This window comes from Pseudomonas sp. DG56-2 (genome assembly GCF_004803755.1).
Lineage (GTDB): Bacteria > Pseudomonadota > Gammaproteobacteria > Pseudomonadales > Pseudomonadaceae > Aquipseudomonas > Aquipseudomonas auratipiscis.
This window is the reverse complement of record NZ_CP032311.1, coordinates 742,087-761,102: the sequence shown is the minus strand read 5'-3', so window position 1 is coordinate 761,102 and position 19,016 is coordinate 742,087. Positions and strand designations below refer to the sequence as shown.

The following is a 19,016-nucleotide window of genomic DNA, read 5'->3' as shown; positions in this document are numbered from 1 at the left end:
GGCGCCTGAACGCGGCTTGCACCGGTTCAGGGCCTTCTCGCCAGATGCTCAGCGGCGCTTGGCCATGGCATCGATGAAACGGTCGAACAATGGCGCGACGTCGGTCGGGCCTGGGCTTGCCTCAGGGTGACCCTGGAAGCTGAACGCGCTCTTGTCGGTGCGCTCGATACCTTGCAGGGTACCGTCGAACAGCGACTTGTGAATTGGGCGAACGTTGGCCGGCAGGGTTGCTTCGTCGACGGCAAAACCGTGGTTCTGGCTGGTGATCATGACCACACCGGTGTCCAGATCCTGGACTGGGTGGTTGGCACCGTGGTGACCGTGGCCCATCTTGACGGTCTTGGCGCCGGAAGCCAGCGCCAGCAGTTGGTGGCCCAGGCAGATACCGAAAACCGGGATCTCGGTTTCCAGAATTTCTTTGATCGCCTGGATGGCGTAGTCGCATGGCTCCGGATCACCAGGGCCGTTGGACAGGAACACGCCATCCGGGTTGAGCGCCAATACTTCGCTGGCCGGGGTTTGCGCCGGCACAACGGTAAGGCGGCAACCGCGAGCGACCAGCATGCGCAGGATGTTCAGCTTGACGCCGTAGTCGTAGGCGACCACGTGGTAAGGCAGGTCGGCAGCTTCGATGGTCGCGTGGCTGTCGGTTTTCAGTTCCCAGACGCTGGAGCGCCATTCGTAGCTGGACTTGGTGCTGACAACTTTGGCCAGGTCCATGCCCTTGAGGCCCGGGAAGCCACGAGCAGCCGCGATCGCTGCCTCTTCAGTGATGTTGTCGCCGGCCAGAATGCATCCATTCTGCGCGCCCTTCTCACGCAGGATGCGGGTCAGGCGACGCGTGTCGATACCGGCAATGGCCACCACATTGTTGGCCTTGAGGTAGTCGGACAGCGACAGGGTGTTACGCCAGTTGCTGGCGATCAGCGGCAAGTCACGAATGACCAGGCCAGCCGACCAGACCCGATCGGACTCGGCATCTTCCGGCGTGGTGCCGGTATTACCGATATGCGGATAGGTCAGGGTAACGATCTGTTGGGAATACGAAGGGTCAGTCAGGATTTCCTGATAGCCGGTCATTGCGGTGTTAAACACCACCTCACCAACGGTCTGACCGTCGGCTCCAATAGCCTCACCGCGAAAAATGCTGCCATCGGCAAGGGCGAGTATGGCTGGCTTAGTCAAGAAGACCTCCCAAAAATAAAGCCTGAAGGGGCGATCGCAGGTTGCAAAAAAGCGGAATGACGTATAGACACGTCACCCCGCTTTCTTCGTCGAATTATCTGCGCGCTTTTAGTGGACACACTAAAGCTGTAGCTTACAGAAAAACGCTTTTTCGGTCTACCACTGATGTGCCTGAAAGGCGCAAGAATGCGACAGCAGGACTTCAAGACACCTGTAGGAGCGGACTTGCCCCGCGACGCGACGTAACTGGACGGTCGCAATCACGGAGCAAAACCACCCCACAGGGAGGGGCGGGGCTATCAACGCAGGTCGAGAACGTCCTGCATGTCGTACAAGCCAGGCTCGCGACCATCGAGCCAGAGTGCTGCACGTACCGCACCCTTGGCAAAGGTCATGCGACTGGAAGCCTTGTGGGTGATTTCCAGGCGCTCCCCGTCGGCAGCGAACAGCACGGTGTGATCACCCACCACATCACCAGCACGCACAGTGGCAAAGCCAATGGTCTTGCGGTCACGCGCACCGGTCTGGCCTTCACGACCATAGACCGCCACTTCCTGCAGGTCACGCCCCAGCGCCTGGGCAACTACCTCGCCCATGCGCAGCGCAGTACCCGAAGGGGCATCGACCTTGTGACGGTGATGGGCTTCAATGATCTCGATATCCACATCATCACCCAGCACGCGCGCTGCCATATCCAGCAGCTTCAGGCTGAGATTGACGCCGACACTGAAGTTGGCAGCGAAGACGATTGGGATATCTTTGCCCGCTTCCGCCAGCAGCTGCTTTTCTTCAACGCTGAAACCGGTGGTGCCAATAATCATGGCCTTGCCTGCCTTGCGACAGAACGCCAGGTTCTTCAGGGTTACCGAAGGGTGCGTGAAGTCGATCAGTACATCGAACTCCTCGGCAACCTTGGCCAGATCATCAGACAACAGCACACCGATTCGACCCAGCGCCGCCAGCTCGCCGGCATCAGCGCCGACCAGCGTGCTGTCCGGGCGATCGATCGCCGCAGTCAGGCCAGCGCCCGGCGTTTGCTGCACAGCCTCGATCAGGGTTTTACCCATGCGCCCTGCTGCACCCATTACTGCTATACGTCGCATGCCCTATTCCTTCTTACAAGTCGCCGAAGAAGCGCTTTACACCCTCGAACCAGCCGCTGGCCTTGGGCGAGTGAGAACTATCACCGTCCAGTGAGTCGCGCAGCTCTTCGAGGAGTTCGCGCTGACGGCGGCTGAGATTGACCGGAGTTTCGACCGCAACACGGCACATCAGGTCACCAGCACCACCGCCACGAACCGGCGCCACACCCTTGCCACGCAGACGGAATTGCTTACCGGTTTGCGTGCCTTCCGGGATCTTCAACTTGACCCGACCATCGAGCGTCGGCACTTCCAGCTCGCCACCCAGTGCAGCATCGGTGTAGCTGATCGGCACTTCGCAATACAGATGCTTGCCGTCACGCTGGAAGATATCGTGCTCGCGCACGTTGATCACAACGTAAAGATCGCCAGTCGGACCGCCATGGGAACCCGCCTCGCCTTCTCCGGAAAGACGGATACGATCGCCCGTATCGACGCCAGCCGGGACCTTGACCGAAAGGGTCTTGTACTCTTCGATGCGACCTTCGCCGTGGCAGGAGTTGCAAGGATCGGTAATGATCTTGCCCTGACCATGGCAACGCGGGCAGGTCTGCTGCACCGAGAAAAAGCCCTGCTGCATGCGCACCTGACCAATACCACCACAGGTCGGACAGGTCGAAGGCGAAGAGCCTTTCTTGGCACCGGAACCATCACACGGCTCACAGTTGACCAGTGTCGGTACACGAATATTGACCGTGGTGCCGCGCACGGCTTCTTCCAGGTTCAGTTCCAGCGTGTAGCGCAGGTCGCTGCCACGCTGGGCGCCGCCACGCGAGCCGCCACGGCCGCCACCGAAGAAATCGCTGAACACATCACCGAAAATGTCGGAGAAGTTCGCGCCGCCAAATCCGGCACCGCCACCGCCCATGCTCGGGTCGACACCGGCATGACCGTATTGGTCATACGCTGCGCGCTTGCTGGCGTCGGAAAGAACTTCATAGGCCTCGTTGGCCTCTTTGAATTTCTCTTCCGACTCTTTGTCATCAGGATTACGGTCCGGGTGATGCTTCATCGCCAGGCGGCGATAGGCCTTTTTCAGGTCCGCTTCACTGGAGCCGCGCTCAACTCCCAGAACTTCGTAATAGTCACGCTTTGCCATAAGTCTTTTCACTCTTGAGGACGTTCGGCAAACCTCTGCGCATTTCGCGCCGTGCCGCCAGCACCCGCCTCGTCTACCTCCAGGAGGCCTGACAGATGCTGTAAAAATTCGGGTATTCCAGACACGCCAACGCGGGAGCAAGCCCCCGCGCGGCGACATCCTACCAGCCAACCACTACAAAGCAGTCAACCGGCCGACAACCTGTAGTAATTACTTGTTGTCTTTGACTTCTTCGAACTCGGCATCGACGACGTCGTCGTGCTTAGGTTCTTCAGCCTGCTGCGCGCCAGCTTGTGGCTGTTCGGCCTGCTGCTCGGCGTACATTTTCTGAGCAACTGGAGCCGACACTTTCGACAGCTCTTCAACCTTGGCATCGATAGCAGCCTTGTCGTCGCCTTTGATGGCGGCTTCCAGGGCAACGACTGCAGCCTCGATCGCAGTCTTCTCTTCGGCAGTGACCTTGTCACCGGCGTCAGCGACCATTTTGCGAGTCGAGTGAACCAGTGCATCACCCTGGTTACGGGCAGCGGCCAGCTCTTCGAACTTGCGGTCTTCTTCCGAGTTCGCTTCGGCGTCGCGGATCATCTGTTGAATTTCTTCGTCAGACAGACCCGAGTTGGCCTTGATCACGATCGACTGAGTTTTGCCAGTAGCCTTGTCTTTGGCGCCTACGTGCAGGATGCCGTTGGCGTCGATGTCGAAGGTTACTTCGATCTGTGGCACGCCACGTGGTGCTGGTGGAATCTCGGCCAGGTCGAACTTGCCCAGGGACTTGTTCTGTGCAGCCTGTTTACGCTCACCTTGCAGCACGTGAATGGTCACAGCGCTCTGGTTGTCATCGGCAGTCGAGAACACTTGCGACTTTTTGGTCGGGATAGTGGTGTTCTTCTCGATCAGCGCGGTCATCACGCCACCCATGGTTTCGATACCCAGGGTCAGCGGGCTGACGTCCAGCAGCAGCACGTCTTTCACGTCACCGGCCAATACCGCGCCCTGGATTGCTGCACCCATGGCAACAGCTTCGTCAGGGTTGACGTCTTTACGCGCTTCTTTACCGAAGAAATCGGTAACTGCTTTCTGCACCAGCGGCATACGAGTCTGACCACCAACCAGGATCACGTCGTCGATCTTGCTGACGTCGATACCGGCATCTTTCATGGCGATGCGGCAAGGCTCGATAGTGCGCTGAACCAGATCTTCTACCAGCGACTCCAGCTTGGCGCGGGAGATCTTCACGTTCAGGTGCTTAGGACCGGTGGCATCTGCAGTGATGTACGGCAGGTTGACGTCGGTCTGCTGGCTCGAAGACAGCTCGATCTTGGCTTTTTCAGCAGCTTCTTTCAGGCGCTGCATCGCCAGCGGGTCACCTTTGAGGTTCATGCCGCTTTCTTTCTTGAACTCGTCGACGAGGTAGTCGATCAGGCGAATGTCGAAGTCTTCACCACCGAGGAACGTGTCACCGTTGGTGGCCAACACTTCGAACTGGTGCTCGCCATCGACTTCGGCGATTTCGATAACCGAAACGTCGAAGGTACCGCCACCCAGGTCGTAAACGATCACGGTGTGATCGCCTTTAGCCTTGTCCATACCGTAAGCCAGAGCAGCTGCGGTTGGCTCGTTGATGATACGTTTTACGTCCAGACCCGCGATGCGACCGGCATCCTTGGTAGCCTGACGCTGGCTGTCGTTGAAGTAGGCCGGAACGGTGATGACCGCTTCGGTAACAGGCTCGCCCAGGTAGTCTTCGGCGGTTTTCTTCATCTTTTTCAAGATTTCAGCCGAAATTTGTGGCGGTGCCATTTTCTGGCCGTTTACTTCAACCCAGGCGTCGTTGTTGTCAGCCTTGACGATTTTGTACGGAACCATCTGGATGTCTTTCTGCACGACATCTTCGTCAAAACGACGACCGATCAGACGCTTTACTGCGTACAGAGTGTTGTGCGGGTTGGTAACAGCCTGACGCTTGGCCGACTGACCAACCAGAATCTCGCCATCGTTGGCGTAAGCGATGATCGACGGCGTGGTACGAGCGCCTTCAGCGTTCTCGATAACCTTTACGTTGCCGTTTTCCAGAATGGAGACACAGGAGTTGGTGGTCCCCAGGTCGATACCGATAATTTTGCCCATGTTAACTCTCCCGAAACTTGAATTTTGTTGCCGCAGCAGTGGTGGCTACCTGCGGTAATACTTGAATGCTTGACACCTAAATGGGGGCGTTCGAAACGATTTCAAGCCTGCTCGTCAATCGACGGCGAAACCGCTGCGGGCGCCTTGCTGACCACGACCATGGCCGGGCGCAGCAGACGACCATTGAGCTGGTAGCCCTTCTGGAACACCTTGAGCACACTGTTTGGCTCGACCTCGGCGCTTTCCTGCATGGCCATGGCCTGGTGCTGCTCGGCGTTGAACGGCTCGCCGTGCGGGTCAATAGCTTCAAGGTTGTAGCGCTTGAGCGTGTCGTGGAACATTTTCAGGGTCAGCTCGATGCCTTCACGCATCGGGCGAATGCTTTCGTCGTCAGGGCTGGACAGTTCCAGGCCGCGCTCGAGGCTGTCGATGACCGGCAACAGGTCACCGGCGAATTTTTCCAGCGCAAATTTGTGCGCTTTCTCGACGTCCTGCTCAGCACGACGACGCACGTTCTGCAGGTCGGCAGTGGTGCGCAGGGATTGATCCTGGGCCGCCGCCAGCTGCTCTTCGAGCACCTGCACGCGGGCGCTCAGTTCTTGTGCGCCTGCATCTTCGGCGTTCAGATTCTGTTCATCCAGCTGTTCGTCAGCCATAAAATCTCTCCTCTCGAATAGTGTCAGCGAGCTCAACTCGCGCTTCTGCCGGCTATATGGGGTCGTAAAACCCAGGTTCAAGGGCTGCCATGCAGGAGCGGGCAGATTCGTTCATAACCCATCGCAATCAGAATGCCCTCCTGATAACCAAATCGAACTAAGCACAAGCATTGTCAGCGGATTTAAAAACACTGTATAAATAACCAGACTTAACGCCTGGGAGCCGCCCCAATGCTGGTGCACCTGTCCGTACACAACTACGCCATCGTCGAACACCTTGACCTCGAGCTCGCGCGCGGGATGAGCGTCATTACCGGTGAAACCGGGGCCGGCAAATCGATCATGCTCGACGCCCTGGGCCTGACCCTGGGTGATCGCGCCGACAGCGGCGTGGTCCGCCCCGGCGCCGACAAGGCTGACATCCTGGCCACCTTCGACCTCATCGATATCCCCGAAGCCCGCACCTGGCTGGCCGAGCGCGACCTTGACCACGATGGCCCGTGCATCCTGCGCCGGGTAATCACCGCCGAAGGTCGCAGCCGTGGCTACATCAATGGCACCCCCTGCCCGCTCGGCGACCTCAAGGCCCTCGGCGAGCTGCTGATCGATATTCACAGCCAGCACGAGCACCAGTCGCTGCTCAAGGCCGACACCCATCGTCGTCTGCTGGACGAATACGCAGGCGCTACCGACCTCGCCCGCCAGGTACAGCTGGCAGCCCAACGCTGGCGGCAAACACGCCAGGAACTGGAGCGACTGTCCAACTCCGGTGACGAGCAACGAGCCCAGCAGCAGTTGCTCAGCTACCAGCTCGAAGAACTCGACAATCTTGGCCTGGGTGAGAATGAACTGGAGCAACTGGAACAGGAGCACAAGAACCTGACCAATGCCGAGGCGCTATTCGGCATTTGCCGCCAGGTGATCGACCACTGCAGCGAGAACGACTCCGGCAATGTGCTCAGCGCCCTGACCGCCAGCCTCAACCGCCTGACCGCAGTGCAAAATGCACCGAAGGCGCTCGGCGAGGCTGCCAATATGATTGCCAGCGCCCAAATTCAAGTTGAAGAAGCGGTCGGCGAGCTCAATCGCTTTCTTGATCACTTCGACGCCGACCCCGCGCGCCTGCAACAGCTCGAAGAGCGGCTCGACAGCATCTATACCCTTGCCCGCAAGCACCGCGTGCACCCCACCGAACTGGCCACCCTTCAGCAACAATTGATGGAAGAGCTTGAAGGCCTCAATGCCAGCGACGAATCGATCGAGCGCCTGGGTGAAGAATTGGCCGCTTTTGCGCGCCACTATCAGGACAAGGCCAGCGAGCTTAGCGCTCTGCGCGGTCAGGCTGCCGGTCAATTGTCCGCCGCGGTCGAGCAGGAAATTCAGCGACTGGGCATGCCCGGTGGCCGATTCTGCATCGAACTGCATGTAAATGCTGGCGACGAGCTGTCGCCACACGGCCTTGAGCAGGTCGAGTTGCTGGTCAGCGCCAACCCCGGCCAACCCCTCAAGGGACTGGCCAAGGTTGTCTCCGGGGGCGAACTCTCCCGCATCAGCCTGGCCATCCAGGTTATCACCGCGCAAACCTCGCGCATCCCGACGCTGGTATTCGACGAAGTCGACGTGGGTATCGGTGGCCCTACTGCCGAAATCGTCGGGCAATTGCTGCGCCGCTTAGGTGAGCGCGGCCAAGTGCTGACAGTAACGCACCTGCCACAGGTGGCCGCTCAAGGCCATCACCACCTGTTTGTGCATAAAGTGCGCAACAGCGAAGCCACCCATACGGCCGTGGCCAGCCTGGGCAAGCGCGAACGTATAGAGGAGGTAGCCAGGATGCTCGGCGGCATCGACCTGACGAAGGAATCCCTGGCTCATGCTCGCAAAATGGTGGTCACCAGCAAGGCCTGAGCGCAGAAAGCACAAAGGCGACCCTTGGGTCGCCTTCGATGCTGTACTGCAAGAAGTGTTACTTATCTTTTCTTGCGCACGTACAGGACCAAATTATGGTCAACCAGTTCGAAGCCATGCTCGGCGACGATTTCTTTCTGGCGCTTTTCGATTTCGCTATCGAAGAACTCGATAACCTCGCCAGATTCCACGTTGACCATATGGTCGTGGTGGCCACCGTCGGCTAGCTCGAACACGGCATGACCGCCGTCGAAGTTGTGGCGCACGACCAGGCCAGCGGCTTCGAACTGGGTCAGAACACGGTAAACCGTGGCCAGACCGACATCCTCGCCCGCCTCCATCAGCGCCTTGTAGACATCCTCAGCACTCATGTGACGCTGCTCGGTAGAGTCGAGCATCTGTAGAATTTTAACTCGAGGCAGTGTCACCTTGAGACCGGCTTTGCGCAGTTCGCTATTTTCAACCATGGTCAGCTTTCTCGCCGATGCTGCTTCGCAGCTTCTCTGAATACGGGTATGATCGGGGTTTACGTTGTCCAGCCAAGATAGTGGAAGTCGCCCACCGATGCAAAACACCAAGCTCTTGCTAACCAGCCTCACCTTTGTGGGACTGCTCGCACTCGCCGGTTGCTCGTTCCCCGGGGTTTACAAAATCGACATCCAGCAGGGCAATGTCGTCACGCAAGACATGATAGACCAATTACGCCCCGGAATGACCCGTCGGCAAGTACGGTTTATCATGGGCAACCCCCTGATCCAGGATACATTCCATACCAATCGTTGGGATTACCTGTACAGCCTGCAGCCTGGCGGCGGTCAACGCCAGCAGGAACGCATGAGTATTTTCTTCAATGAAAGCGATCAGCTGGTGAGCTTGTCCGGCGACTTCATGCCGGGCGTAAGCCGCGATCAGGAAATCCTCGGAGGCAGCGGCGACACCAGCGTCAGCCCAGCACAGCCAGGTACTACCGAGTCTGCGGAACAAGTCAAGGAAACCCCGGCCAAGCCAGGTTCCCTGGAAGAAAAGATCCAGCGCGAAGTCGATACTATCGAAGCGATTCCAGTACCGACCCCTGCACCGATCGAAACCTCGCCGCAATAACCCTATTGCAGACAAAGAAAAGCCCGGATCTTCCGGGCTTTTTTGCGTTTCAGCGCTTGGCCTTCTTGAACACTCTTGCCACCTTGTCGGCCCGCTGTTTGCGCACCTCCTTGGGGTCGATCAGCAAGGGCCTGTACAGTTCGATTCGATCACCCGCCACAACCACCTGTTGATCAGCATCACGGACAACCTTGCCGAAGATGCCGAGCGGGCACGCGTTTATATCCAGTCCCGGCACCTGCTCGGCAACGCCCGACAAGCGCACGGCTTCACGCAACGTAGTGCCGGGGGCAACATCCACCGTCAGCAGCCACTGCTGCTCGGCCGTGGCGTAGGCCACTTCAACCTGCAAGTTGCTTGGCTCGCTGACAAAACGCGTCTACCAGGGTGTTGGCTGCCTGATTGAAGATCGGACCCAACGTTGCCCGCACCAATGGCCCGGCGTAATCGAACGACAGATCCAGGCTGATTTTGCAGGCCTTCTCACCCAATGGCTTGAAGACCCACAAGCCATGCAACTGATTGAACGGCCCCTCTTCCAGATTCATCTCGATCGATTGACCCGGCACCAGTACATTGCGAGTAACGAACTTCTGGCTCATGCCACCCTTGGCCGCTTCCAGGCTGGCACGCATCAGCGTGTCGCTCTCTTCCAGCACGGTGGTGGAGGAACACCACGGCAGAAACTCCGGATACCGCGCAACATCATTGACCAGGTCGTACAGCGCCTGGGCGGGATAGGGCAGTAAGGCCGAGCGTTGAATATGGGTAGTCATCCGAGCATCATTTCCAAAGCTGAGCGGCAAATACAATCAGAATGCCGAGGGGCGCCACATAGCGCATCAAGAAGAAGGTCAGAGCAAACAGCAGCGGGCTGCGCATCGCCAACTCATCGCGCACCGCTTCTCGCCCCATGATCCAACCAGCGAATACCACAAAGCACAAACCACCCAGCGGCAACATGATCCGCGAGGTGAAAAAGTCGATAACGCCGAAGAAGTCCAGCCCACCACTCACACCCCATTGGTAGAGCTGAAAACCACTGTCGTCGTTCACGAAAAAGCGTGCCTGCTGCCAGATATTGAACGAAAACACCGTCCCCAGGCCAACCAGCCAGCAACTCAATGCCAGCCAAGTGGTGATCCAGCCGCGCCGAACTCCGGTACGCTCGACCAGGTAAGCCACCATGGGTTCGAGCAGAGAAATTGCCGAACTCCAGGCTGCCACTGCTACTAAAACAAAGAATACGACGCCCATCAATTGGCCAAAGGCCACATTTCCGAAGGCAAATGGCAAGGCAACAAACATCAAGCCAGGCCCTTCACTGGGGTTGAGCCCGGCCGCGAACACGATAGGAAACAAGGCCAGACCGGCAAGCAACGAAACGAAAGTATCCAACAGCGCTACCGCGACGATGGTGCCACCGATAGACGCATCCTTGGGCATGTAGGCCCCATAGATCAACAGCGAACCGACACCGACACTCAACGAGAAGAAGGCGTGCCCCATGGCAGGCAGCAAGCCATCGAGCAGACGCGAGGTATCGAAGTCGAACATGAAATGCAGGCCCTGCATGAAGTGCCCGGTGGTCAGACTGTAGCCCAGGAGAATCACCAGCAGCAGGAACAGCAACGGCATCATGATTCGCAAGCTTTTCTCCAGCCCCGCCACTACGCCACGGGCAATGACCAGGGCTGAAAGCAGCATGAACAGGCTGTGCCAAAGCACCAGCCGCCAAGGGTCGCTGATTACGTCTTTGAAGTAGCCGCCGACCTGGTCAGCCGTTACCCCCTGAAAGTCACCTTTGCCCATATTGATGATGTAGTCGAACGACCAGCCGCCCACCACACTGTAGAAAGACAGGATCAACAGCGCCGTTACCATTCCGGCAAATGCCCACCACGACCAGCGCGGCGAATGCCCGGCCTCCAGCGCCAGATCGCGCAGGGCGTTGGCTGGACTTTGCCGGGTGCGACGACCAATCAGGGTCTCGGCCAGCATCACCGGTATGCCGATCAGCGCGATACAGGCGAGGAACACCAGAACGAACGCACCGCCACCATAGACGCCGACCATGTAGGGGAACTTCCAGATACTCCCCAGACCTACCGCGGCGCCGGTTGCCGCCAGTACAAATACCCAGCGACTGGCCCAGCCACCATGGACAGAAACCTTGTCCGTCGACATCAACACGCTCAACTGTGGAAAAAAAGAGCGCGCATTGTCCGGGATTCAACTCGCAGGCTCAAGCGCACTGCTACCCCATAGCCGACAGCGCCACGACTGCCTATAATGCCGCCCCTATGGCTAAACAAAAGAAACATCCGACAGGGACCATCGCGCAGAATAAAAAGGCGCGACACGATTACTTCATCGAACACAAGTTCGAGGCCGGATTGGTCCTGTCCGGTTGGGAAGTAAAAAGTCTGCGTGCCGGCAAGGCGCATCTGACTGACAGCTATGTGGTGCTCAAAGATGGCGAGGCCTGGCTGATGGGCAGCCATATCACGCCACTGACGGCTGCCAGTACGCACGTCATCGCCGACCCTACACGCACCCGAAAACTGCTGCTCAATCGACGCGAGCTGGAACGCCTGTATGCTGCCGTGCAGCAAAAGGGCTACACCTGCGTGGCCTTGTCGATCTACTGGAGCAAGCACTTGATCAAGTGCGAGATCGCACTGGGCAAGGGCAAGAAGGAATACGACAAGCGCGACACCCAGCGCGAGCGCGATTCCAACCGCGAACTGCAACGCGCGGTACGCAACAAAGGCAAGGAAGACTGATTTCGGTCTGAACCGGCCTTATCATCGCGGGGCTGGCCCGCTCTCACCGGAGTTGTATGATTCTGGTGGGAGCAGGCTTGCCCCGCGATTGCTTCAACGTCCGCTACGCCGCTCCGCACGCGCCGTTCGCTGCACTTCCTGGCGCACCTCGTCGAGCACCTCCTGCACATACAAAATGTGCTGGCTGGAGACTTCTCGCGCATCATTGGCACGCCCTTCGACGATTGCCAGGTAAAGATCGCGGTGCTGATTGATCAACATGTCGCGCGTTTCCTCGCGCTGTTTGTACATGCCGCCGATGTTGGTCACCACGTTACGCTTGAGCAAATCGAAAAGACCACGAATGGTGTGAAGCAACACGGCATTGTGGCTGGCCTCGGCAATCGCCAGATGGAAGCGAGCATCGGCCGCGCCTTCCTCGACACGACTGACTTCGCCCTGGCGGGTGTAGCAATCCTGCAGGGCATCGAACGCTGCCTTGAGCCGCTGACGATCGGGCTCGGTCGCACGCATCGCCGCGTAATACGCGCACGATGCCTCCAAGGTATGCCGAAACTCCAGCAAATCGCGCTGCGCTTCAGGGTTGCTTTCCAGCAGTTGCAGTAACGGATCGCTGAACGTGGCCCCCAGGGAATCAGACACGTAGTTGCCACCACCCTGACGACTGACCAGCAGCCCCTTGGCCACCAGTTTCTGGATCGCCTCACGCAGCGAAGGCCGTGACACGCCGAACTGCTCGGCCAATGCCCGCTCAGCTGGCAGGCGCTGCCCGGCAGTCAAAGTGCCCTCAAGAATCATCCCCTCAAGCCGGTCGACAATATCGTCGGACAAACGGCGTTGGCGGACTTGATCAAAAACCATCACATGCTCTCCACGATCCCGAGTGCGTTCGGGGCTGTCTATTCTGGCCTATCCGCACCTTGGCGACACCCATCAGATAGCAACTTTCCCTACCGCTCAGACCCCTATTCCACCCTTCGGGCTTACAAAAGAATTCTTGGGACAAATTGACACACCCACAGAGAGGCTTTTAACCTAGCGCCTCGACATTGTAAATTGGTCTTACCAATTATCCAATATCAATGCTGACCAACAACAATTAGGGGCCACCCCATATGCAAACCTGGCAACAGCTCTACAGTCCGCTTGGTAGTCTTGGCCTGTCCGCACTGGCGGCAGTCATCCCGATCGTATTCTTCTTCCTTGCCTTGGCGGTGTTCCGCCTCAAGGGTCACGTGGCCGGCAGCATCACGCTGGGCCTGTCGATCCTGGTAGCGATCTTCGCTTTCCAGATGCCCGCCGACATGGCGATTGCCGCCGCCGGATACGGTTTTGCCTATGGCCTGTGGCCGATTGCCTGGATCATCGTTGCCGCGGTGTTCCTCTACAAACTGACGGTCAAGAGCGGTCAGTTCGAAGTTATCCGCAGCTCGGTACTGTCGATCACCGACGACCAACGTCTGCAGGTGTTGCTGATCGGTTTCTGCTTCGGTGCCTTCCTTGAAGGTGCAGCTGGGTTCGGTGCCCCCGTGGCCATTACCGCTGCCCTGCTGGTAGGCTTGGGTTTCAACCCGCTATACGCCGCAGGCTTGTGCCTGATTGCCAACACCGCACCAGTGGCGTTCGGCGCCTTGGGCATTCCGATCATCGTTGCCGGCCAGGTAACGGGTATCGACGCGTTCAAGATCGGTGCTATGACCGGCCGCCAACTGCCGCTGCTTTCGCTGTTCGTACCATTCTGGCTGGTGTTCATGATGGACGGCCTGCGCGGTGTGAAAGAAACCTGGCCTGCCGCACTGGTAGCCGGCCTGAGCTTTGCCGTTACCCAATACTTCACCTCGAACTTCATTGGCCCGGAATTGCCGGACATCACCTCGGCCCTGGCCAGCCTGATTTCGCTGACCCTGTTCCTCAAGGTCTGGCAGCCTAAACGCTCGTTCACCAGTGCTACCGGCAGCGTTGGCGCCGCGGTGGTCAATGGGGGTGGCAGCCAGCCTTCGCCGTACAGCTTCGGCGAGATTTTCAAAGCCTGGTCGCCGTTCCTGATTCTTACGGTATTGGTCACCATCTGGACCCTGAAACCGTTCAAGGCGGCCTTCGCCGCTGGCGGCTCGATGTACAGCTGGGTGTTCAACTTCGCGATTCCGCACCTTGACCAATTGGTGATCAAGACCGCGCCAATCGTCGCAACCCCAACGGCAATCCCTGCGGTATTCAAGCTCGACCCGATTTCCGCCACCGGTACCGCGATTTTCTTCTCGGCGCTGATTTCCATGCTGGTACTGAAGATCAACTTCAAAACTGGTCTGACCACTTTGAAAGAGACCTTCTTCGAACTGCGCTGGCCCATTCTGTCGATCGGCATGGTGCTGGCCTTCGCTTTCGTCACCAACTACTCGGGCATGTCGTCGACAATGGCCCTGGTACTGGCTGGTACTGGTGCGGCGTTCCCATTCTTCTCGCCGTTCCTTGGCTGGCTGGGCGTATTCCTGACCGGTTCCGACACCTCGTCGAACGCACTGTTCAGCTCCTTGCAGGCAACGACTGCGCACCAGATCGGCGTCAATGACACCTTGCTGGTTGCGGCTAACACCAGCGGCGGCGTAACAGGCAAGATGATCTCGCCTCAGTCGATCGCCGTAGCTTGCGCAGCCACCGGCCTGGTCGGCAAGGAATCGGATCTGTTCCGCTTCACGCTCAAGCACAGCCTGTTCTTCGCCACCATCGTCGGCCTGATTACCTTGATTCAGGCCTATTGGCTGACCGGCATGCTGGTTCACTAAAGTGACAGAGGTCGGGCGCGCTGCAACGCGCCCGGCATCCGCTCCTTCAATCGACGCAGCGAGACCACATGATCATTTCTGCCTCTACCGACTACCGCGCAGCCGCCCAACGCAAGCTGCCGCCGTTCCTCTTCCACTACGCAGACGGCGGCGCCTACGCCGAGTACACGCTGCGTCACAACGTTGAAGACCTGGCCAGCATTGCATTGCGTCAGCGCGTGCTGAAAAACATGTCCGAGCTGAGCCTTGAGACGCAACTGTTCAATGAGAAACTGAGCATGCCGGTGGCCCTGGCACCGGTCGGCCTGACCGGCATGTATGCCCGCCGCGGCGAGGTGCAGGCAGCTCGCGCAGCAGCGGCCAAAGGCATCCCGTTCACCATGTCGACCGTTTCGGTGTGCCCGATCGAGGAAGTTGCCCCGGCCATCGACCGCCCGATGTGGTTCCAGCTGTATGTCCTCAAAGACCGCGGCTTCATGCGCAACGCCCTGGAACGTGCCAAGGCTGCCGGTGTTACCACCCTGGTATTCACTGTAGACATGCCGGTACCTGGCGCCCGCTACCGCGACGCCCACTCCGGCATGAGCGGCCCGAACGCGCCACTGCGTCGCGTCTGGCAGGCCATGACCCATCCGCAATGGGCCATCGACGTCGGCCTGCTGGGCAAGCCGCACGACCTGGGCAACATCTCCACCTACCGTGGCAGCCCGACGGGCCTTGCCGACTACATCGGCTGGCTGGGCAACAATTTTGACCCGTCGATTTCCTGGAAAGACCTGGAGTGGATCCGCGAGTTCTGGGATGGCCCAATGGTGATCAAGGGCATTCTTGACCCGCAAGACGCCAAGGATGCGGTGAAATTCGGTGCCGACGGCATCGTCGTCTCCAACCACGGCGGCCGCCAACTCGACGGCGTACTGTCCAGCGCGCGCGCCCTGCCGGCAATCGCCGACGCGGTGAAAGGCGACCTGAAGATTCTCGCCGACTCCGGCATTCGCAGCGGCCTCGATGTGGTGCGCATGATTGCCCTGGGCGCAGACACCGTGTTGATCGGCCGTGCATTCCTCTACGCTCTGGCCACCGCGGGTGAAGCCGGCGTGAAGAACCTACTGGATCTGTTCGAGAAAGAAATGCGCGTGGCCATGGTGCTGACTGGCGCCAAAACCATCAGCGAGATCACCCGTGACTCGTTGGTACGCGAACTGGGCGCGTGATTCCACCCACGCCCGCACCAATCACCGCCTGATTGACCGAGGTATACGGCGCACCAGACGCCGTGGCCTCGCGAGGAGTTTGCATGAGTCTGCCCGCCGCGTTCCTCGACACGGTTGAACACCTGATCCCCCGCGAGCGACGCTTCGACGACCCGCTCTCGACCCTGGCTTTCGGCACCGATGCCAGTTTCTACCGCCTGATCCCGAAACTGGTGATTCGCGTCGAGAGCGAAGACGAAGTCGCAACCCTGCTCAAGGTCGCACACGCCGAAAAAGTAGCGGTAACCTTCCGCGCTGCAGGCACCAGCTTGTCCGGCCAGGCGGTGAGTGATTCAGTACTGCTGGTGCTGGGCGATAACTGGAATGGCCACGATATCCGCAAAGACGGCACGCAGATTCGCCTGCAACCCGGCGTCATCGGCGCCCAGGCCAACGCCTGGCTGGTACCGTTCGGCCGCAAGATCGGCCCAGACCCGGCCTCGATCAACGCCTGCAAGATCGGCGGCATCGTCGCCAACAACGCCAGCGGCATGTGCTGCGGCACTGCGCAAAACACCTACCACACGCTCGCCGGCATGCGCCTGCTGCTGGCAGACGGCACCTTGCTCGACAGCGAAATACCCGAAAGCGTCAGCCGCCTGCGTGAGACCCACGGTGCCCTGCTTGAGCAGCTCGCTGAGCTTGGCCGGCAAACCCGCGCCAATACCGATCTGGCGGCAAAGATTCGGCACAAATATCGACTGAAGAACACCACTGGCCTGTCCCTCAATGCCCTGGTCGACTACGACGAACCTTTGGACATTCTCACCCACCTGATGGTCGGCTCCGAAGGCACACTCGGCTTCATCAGCGCCGTGACCTACGACACCGTGCCGGACCATCCGCACAAAGCCAGTGCGTTGATCGTCTTCCCGGATGTCGAGACCTGCTGCAAGGCAGTGCCGGTGCTCAAACAACAGCCAGTCTCGGCCGTTGAACTGCTTGACCGCCGCAGCCTGCGCTCGGTGGAAAACATGAAGGGCATGCCGACCTGGGTGAAAAGCCTGTCGCCGGGTGCTTGTGCGTTGCTCATCGAATCGCGTGCAGCAACCCAGACGCTGCTGCATGAACAACTGCAGCACATCAGCGCTTCCATCGCTGAATTCCCGGTCGAAAAGCAGGTCGATTTCAGCGAAGACCCAGTGGTCTACAACCAGCTCTGGCGGATTCGTAAGGACACCTTCCCTGCAGTCGGTGCAGTCCGCGAGACCGGCACCACGGTCATCATCGAAGACGTGACCTTCCCCGTCGAAAAGCTCGCCGAAGGTGTGAACCGGCTGATCGAGCTGTTCGACAAACACAGCTACGACGAAGCGATCCTGTTCGGCCATGCCCTGGAAGGCAACTTGCATTTCGTCTTCACCCAGGGCTTCGACTCGCCTGAACAGGTGGCGCGCTACTCAGCGTTCATGGACGACGTCGCGCAACTGGTGGCGGTGGAATACGGTGGTTCGCTCAAAGCCGAACACGGCACCGGGCGCAACATGGCCCCCTTCGTTGAGTTGGAATGGGGCAGCGATGCCTACCAATTGATGTGGCAGCTCAAGCGTTTGCTTGACCCGGCCGGCATCCTCAACCCAGGGGTGGTGCTGACCGACGACCCACAACTGCATTTGAAGAATCTCAAGCCGCTGCCAGCCGCTGACGAAATCGTCGATAAATGCATCGAGTGTGGTTTCTGCGAGCCCGTGTGCCCTTCCAAAGGCCTGACGCTCAGCCCACGCCAGCGCATCGTCATGTGGCGCGATATCCAGGCCAAGAAACGGGCCGGCGAAGACACCCGGGAACTTGAGCGCGACTATCAGTACCAAGGCATCGACACCTGCGCCGCCACGGGACTGTGTGCCCAGCGTTGCCCGGTGGGTATCAACACCGGCGAACTGGTCAGAAAGTTGCGCGGCCAAACCGCCGACCATGTGAAAACAGCCGATTGGCTGGCGGAGAACTTCCACACCGCCCTCAGCGGTGCTCGCCTGACCCTACGCGCCGCCAATGGCGCACGCAAGCTACTCGGCGCGCCACGTCTGAGCCGCATGAGCGCGAGCTTAAGCAAGCTGAGCCACGGCCGTGTGCCGCAATGGACAGCGGCCATGCCGCAGCCGCTGAAGTCGCTGCAACTGCCTACCGCCAGCAACGACGCACGCCCTCGCGTGGTCTACCTTGCCGCCTGCGTCTCACGGGTAATGGGCCCGGCAGCAGCCGACCACGAACAAACCTCGCTGCTGGACAAAACCCGCGGTCTGCTGGAAAAGGCCGGCTATCAGGTGGTGTTCCCGGAGAACGCCGACAGCCTTTGCTGCGGTCAGCCGTTCGCCTCCAAGGGCTATGCCGAACAGGCCGAACACAAACGCCAGGAGATGATCAACGCCTTGCTGTTGGCCAGTCGTGGCGGTCTCGACCCGATCTACTGCGACACCAGCCCGTGCACCTTGCGCCTGGTTCAGGATCTGGCTGATACCCGCCTGGACCTCTACGACCCTGTGCGTTTTATTCGCAGCCACTTGCTCGACAAACTGGAGTTCACCCCTCAGGACGAGCCGATCGCTGTACACGTGACCTGCAGCACCCAGCACCTGGGGGAAAGCCAGGCACTGATCGACCTGGCCCGGCGTTGCAGCAAAGAGGTGGTGATCCCGGAAGGCATTCATTGCTGCGGCTTTGCTGGCGACAAAGGCTTTACCACGCCGGAACTCAACGCCCACTCGCTGCGCAGTCTCAAGGATGCAGTGCAATATTGCAGCGAAGGCATTTCCACCAGCCGCACCTGTGAGATCGGCCTGTCGAACCATGGCGGAATCGATTATCACGGCCTGGTGTACCTGGTAGATCGCGTGACCCAGCCACGGATCACGTAACACCTACCCCGCAGCAAAGCAGTTCAGGCCGCCCCCCCCCAGCGCACCTGAACTGCGCCCTCCAGGCACTATCGTGCGATAGACCACATTCACCTGAACCCCTGGCAAGCGGTGTAGTCCATCG

The 19,016-nt window shown here is 59.2% G+C and carries 16 protein-coding genes; 6 read left to right on the top strand and 10 right to left on the bottom strand.

The window, feature by feature from the left end:
* Nucleotides 1–48 precede the first annotated feature (48 nt).
* From carA to grpE, 5 genes are all read right to left on the bottom strand, one after another.
* Nucleotides 49–1,185: a glutamine-hydrolyzing carbamoyl-phosphate synthase small subunit gene (gene carA / locus D3Z90_RS03535; RefSeq protein WP_136474434.1), complete on the bottom strand. Its 1,137-nt coding sequence runs from the start codon at nt 1,183–1,185 to the stop codon at nt 49–51.
* A 299-nt stretch (nt 1,186–1,484) separates the two neighbouring features.
* Nucleotides 1,485–2,288 (bottom strand): 4-hydroxy-tetrahydrodipicolinate reductase, encoded by an 804-nt coding sequence (dapB, locus tag D3Z90_RS03530; RefSeq protein ID WP_136474433.1) that lies wholly within the window; start codon nt 2,286–2,288, stop codon nt 1,485–1,487.
* Nucleotides 2,289–2,301: 13 nt separating this feature from the next.
* On the bottom strand, nt 2,302–3,426 hold the full coding sequence (gene dnaJ / locus D3Z90_RS03525; protein ID WP_136474432.1) for a molecular chaperone DnaJ: 1,125 nt from the start codon (nt 3,424–3,426) through the stop codon (nt 2,302–2,304).
* A 210-nt stretch (nt 3,427–3,636) separates the two neighbouring features.
* The gene (gene dnaK / locus D3Z90_RS03520; RefSeq protein ID WP_136474431.1) at nt 3,637–5,553 is read right to left on the bottom strand and encodes a molecular chaperone DnaK; all 1,917 of its coding nucleotides are present in this window, start codon (nt 5,551–5,553) and stop codon (nt 3,637–3,639) included.
* 101 nt (nt 5,554–5,654) lie between these two features.
* Nucleotides 5,655–6,209 (bottom strand): nucleotide exchange factor GrpE, encoded by a 555-nt coding sequence (grpE, locus tag D3Z90_RS03515; RefSeq protein WP_136474430.1) that lies wholly within the window; start codon nt 6,207–6,209, stop codon nt 5,655–5,657.
* 231 nt (nt 6,210–6,440) lie between these two features.
* Between grpE and recN the strand changes: the two genes are divergently transcribed.
* Nucleotides 6,441–8,114: a DNA repair protein RecN gene (recN, locus tag D3Z90_RS03510; RefSeq protein ID WP_136474429.1), complete on the top strand. Its 1,674-nt coding sequence runs from the start codon at nt 6,441–6,443 to the stop codon at nt 8,112–8,114.
* 62 nt (nt 8,115–8,176) lie between these two features.
* Here recN and fur read toward each other — a convergent pair whose 3' ends face one another.
* Entirely contained in the window at nt 8,177–8,581 is a 405-nt protein-coding gene (fur, locus tag D3Z90_RS03505) for a ferric iron uptake transcriptional regulator (protein WP_136474428.1), read from the bottom strand.
* Between the two features lie 97 nt (nt 8,582–8,678).
* Between fur and D3Z90_RS03500 the strand changes: the two genes are divergently transcribed.
* Complete coding sequence (locus D3Z90_RS03500) at nt 8,679–9,215, top strand: outer membrane protein assembly factor BamE (protein WP_136474427.1); 537 nt, start codon at nt 8,679–8,681, stop codon at nt 9,213–9,215.
* A gap of 49 nt (nt 9,216–9,264) precedes the next feature.
* Here the strand turns inward: D3Z90_RS03500 and D3Z90_RS03495 are convergent, their stop codons facing one another.
* The 3 genes from D3Z90_RS03495 to D3Z90_RS03485 are packed head-to-tail and all read right to left on the bottom strand — an operon-like array spanning nt 9,265 to nt 11,402.
* Entirely contained in the window at nt 9,265–9,567 is a 303-nt protein-coding gene (locus D3Z90_RS03495) for an RnfH family protein (RefSeq protein ID WP_136474426.1), read from the bottom strand.
* Entirely contained in the window at nt 9,557–9,991 is a 435-nt protein-coding gene (locus D3Z90_RS03490) for a type II toxin-antitoxin system RatA family toxin (protein WP_136474425.1), read from the bottom strand. The genes D3Z90_RS03495 and D3Z90_RS03490 overlap by 11 nt, the downstream gene beginning before the upstream one ends.
* Before the next feature lie 7 nt (nt 9,992–9,998).
* The gene (locus D3Z90_RS03485; protein WP_136474424.1) at nt 9,999–11,402 is read right to left on the bottom strand and encodes a sodium-dependent transporter; all 1,404 of its coding nucleotides are present in this window, start codon (nt 11,400–11,402) and stop codon (nt 9,999–10,001) included.
* Between the two features lie 116 nt (nt 11,403–11,518).
* On the opposite strand from D3Z90_RS03485, the gene smpB reads away from it, so the two are divergent.
* The gene (smpB, locus tag D3Z90_RS03480; protein ID WP_136474423.1) at nt 11,519–12,001 is read left to right on the top strand and encodes an SsrA-binding protein SmpB; all 483 of its coding nucleotides are present in this window, start codon (nt 11,519–11,521) and stop codon (nt 11,999–12,001) included.
* A 93-nt stretch (nt 12,002–12,094) separates the two neighbouring features.
* Here smpB and D3Z90_RS03475 read toward each other — a convergent pair whose 3' ends face one another.
* Nucleotides 12,095–12,862 carry a GntR family transcriptional regulator gene (locus tag D3Z90_RS03475; RefSeq protein ID WP_136474422.1) on the bottom strand — a complete coding sequence of 256 codons (768 nt, stop codon included), beginning with the start codon at nt 12,860–12,862 and terminating at the stop codon, nt 12,095–12,097.
* A gap of 254 nt (nt 12,863–13,116) precedes the next feature.
* Here D3Z90_RS03475 and D3Z90_RS03470 point away from each other — a divergent pair, with 254 nt between their 5' ends.
* From D3Z90_RS03470 to D3Z90_RS03460, 3 genes are all read left to right on the top strand, one after another.
* Nucleotides 13,117–14,784 carry a lactate permease LctP family transporter gene (locus D3Z90_RS03470; RefSeq protein WP_136474421.1) on the top strand — a complete coding sequence of 556 codons (1,668 nt, stop codon included), beginning with the start codon at nt 13,117–13,119 and terminating at the stop codon, nt 14,782–14,784.
* A 68-nt stretch (nt 14,785–14,852) separates the two neighbouring features.
* A complete protein-coding gene (gene lldD / locus D3Z90_RS03465; protein WP_136474420.1) occupies nt 14,853–15,998 on the top strand; it encodes an FMN-dependent L-lactate dehydrogenase LldD in 1,146 nt (381 codons plus the stop codon).
* A gap of 83 nt (nt 15,999–16,081) precedes the next feature.
* Nucleotides 16,082–18,892: an FAD-binding and (Fe-S)-binding domain-containing protein gene (locus D3Z90_RS03460; RefSeq protein WP_136474419.1), complete on the top strand. Its 2,811-nt coding sequence runs from the start codon at nt 16,082–16,084 to the stop codon at nt 18,890–18,892.
* The last annotated feature ends 124 nt before the right edge of the window (nt 18,893–19,016 follow it).

Excerpts from the sequence above, each read along its gene's own strand:
- dapB (WP_136474433.1), bottom strand. The coding sequence starts at position 2,288 with ATGCGACGTATAGCAGTAATGGGTGCAGCAGGGCGCATGGGTAAAACC.
- dnaJ (WP_136474432.1), bottom strand. The coding sequence starts at position 3,426 with ATGGCAAAGCGTGACTATTACGAAGTTCTGGGAGTTGAGCGCGGCTCC.
- dnaK (WP_136474431.1), bottom strand. The coding sequence starts at position 5,553 with ATGGGCAAAATTATCGGTATCGACCTGGGGACCACCAACTCCTGTGTC.
- grpE (WP_136474430.1), bottom strand. The coding sequence starts at position 6,209 with ATGGCTGACGAACAGCTGGATGAACAGAATCTGAACGCCGAAGATGCA.
- recN (WP_136474429.1), top strand. The coding sequence starts at position 6,441 with ATGCTGGTGCACCTGTCCGTACACAACTACGCCATCGTCGAACACCTT.
- fur (WP_136474428.1), bottom strand. The coding sequence starts at position 8,581 with ATGGTTGAAAATAGCGAACTGCGCAAAGCCGGTCTCAAGGTGACACTG.
- D3Z90_RS03500 (WP_136474427.1), top strand. The coding sequence starts at position 8,679 with ATGCAAAACACCAAGCTCTTGCTAACCAGCCTCACCTTTGTGGGACTG.
- D3Z90_RS03490 (WP_136474425.1), bottom strand. The coding sequence starts at position 9,991 with ATGACTACCCATATTCAACGCTCGGCCTTACTGCCCTATCCCGCCCAG.
- D3Z90_RS03485 (WP_136474424.1), bottom strand. The coding sequence starts at position 11,402 with ATGTCGACGGACAAGGTTTCTGTCCATGGTGGCTGGGCCAGTCGCTGG.
- smpB (WP_136474423.1), top strand. The coding sequence starts at position 11,519 with ATGGCTAAACAAAAGAAACATCCGACAGGGACCATCGCGCAGAATAAA.
- D3Z90_RS03475 (WP_136474422.1), bottom strand. The coding sequence starts at position 12,862 with ATGGTTTTTGATCAAGTCCGCCAACGCCGTTTGTCCGACGATATTGTC.
- D3Z90_RS03470 (WP_136474421.1), top strand. The coding sequence starts at position 13,117 with ATGCAAACCTGGCAACAGCTCTACAGTCCGCTTGGTAGTCTTGGCCTG.
- lldD (WP_136474420.1), top strand. The coding sequence starts at position 14,853 with ATGATCATTTCTGCCTCTACCGACTACCGCGCAGCCGCCCAACGCAAG.
- D3Z90_RS03460 (WP_136474419.1), top strand. The coding sequence starts at position 16,082 with ATGAGTCTGCCCGCCGCGTTCCTCGACACGGTTGAACACCTGATCCCC.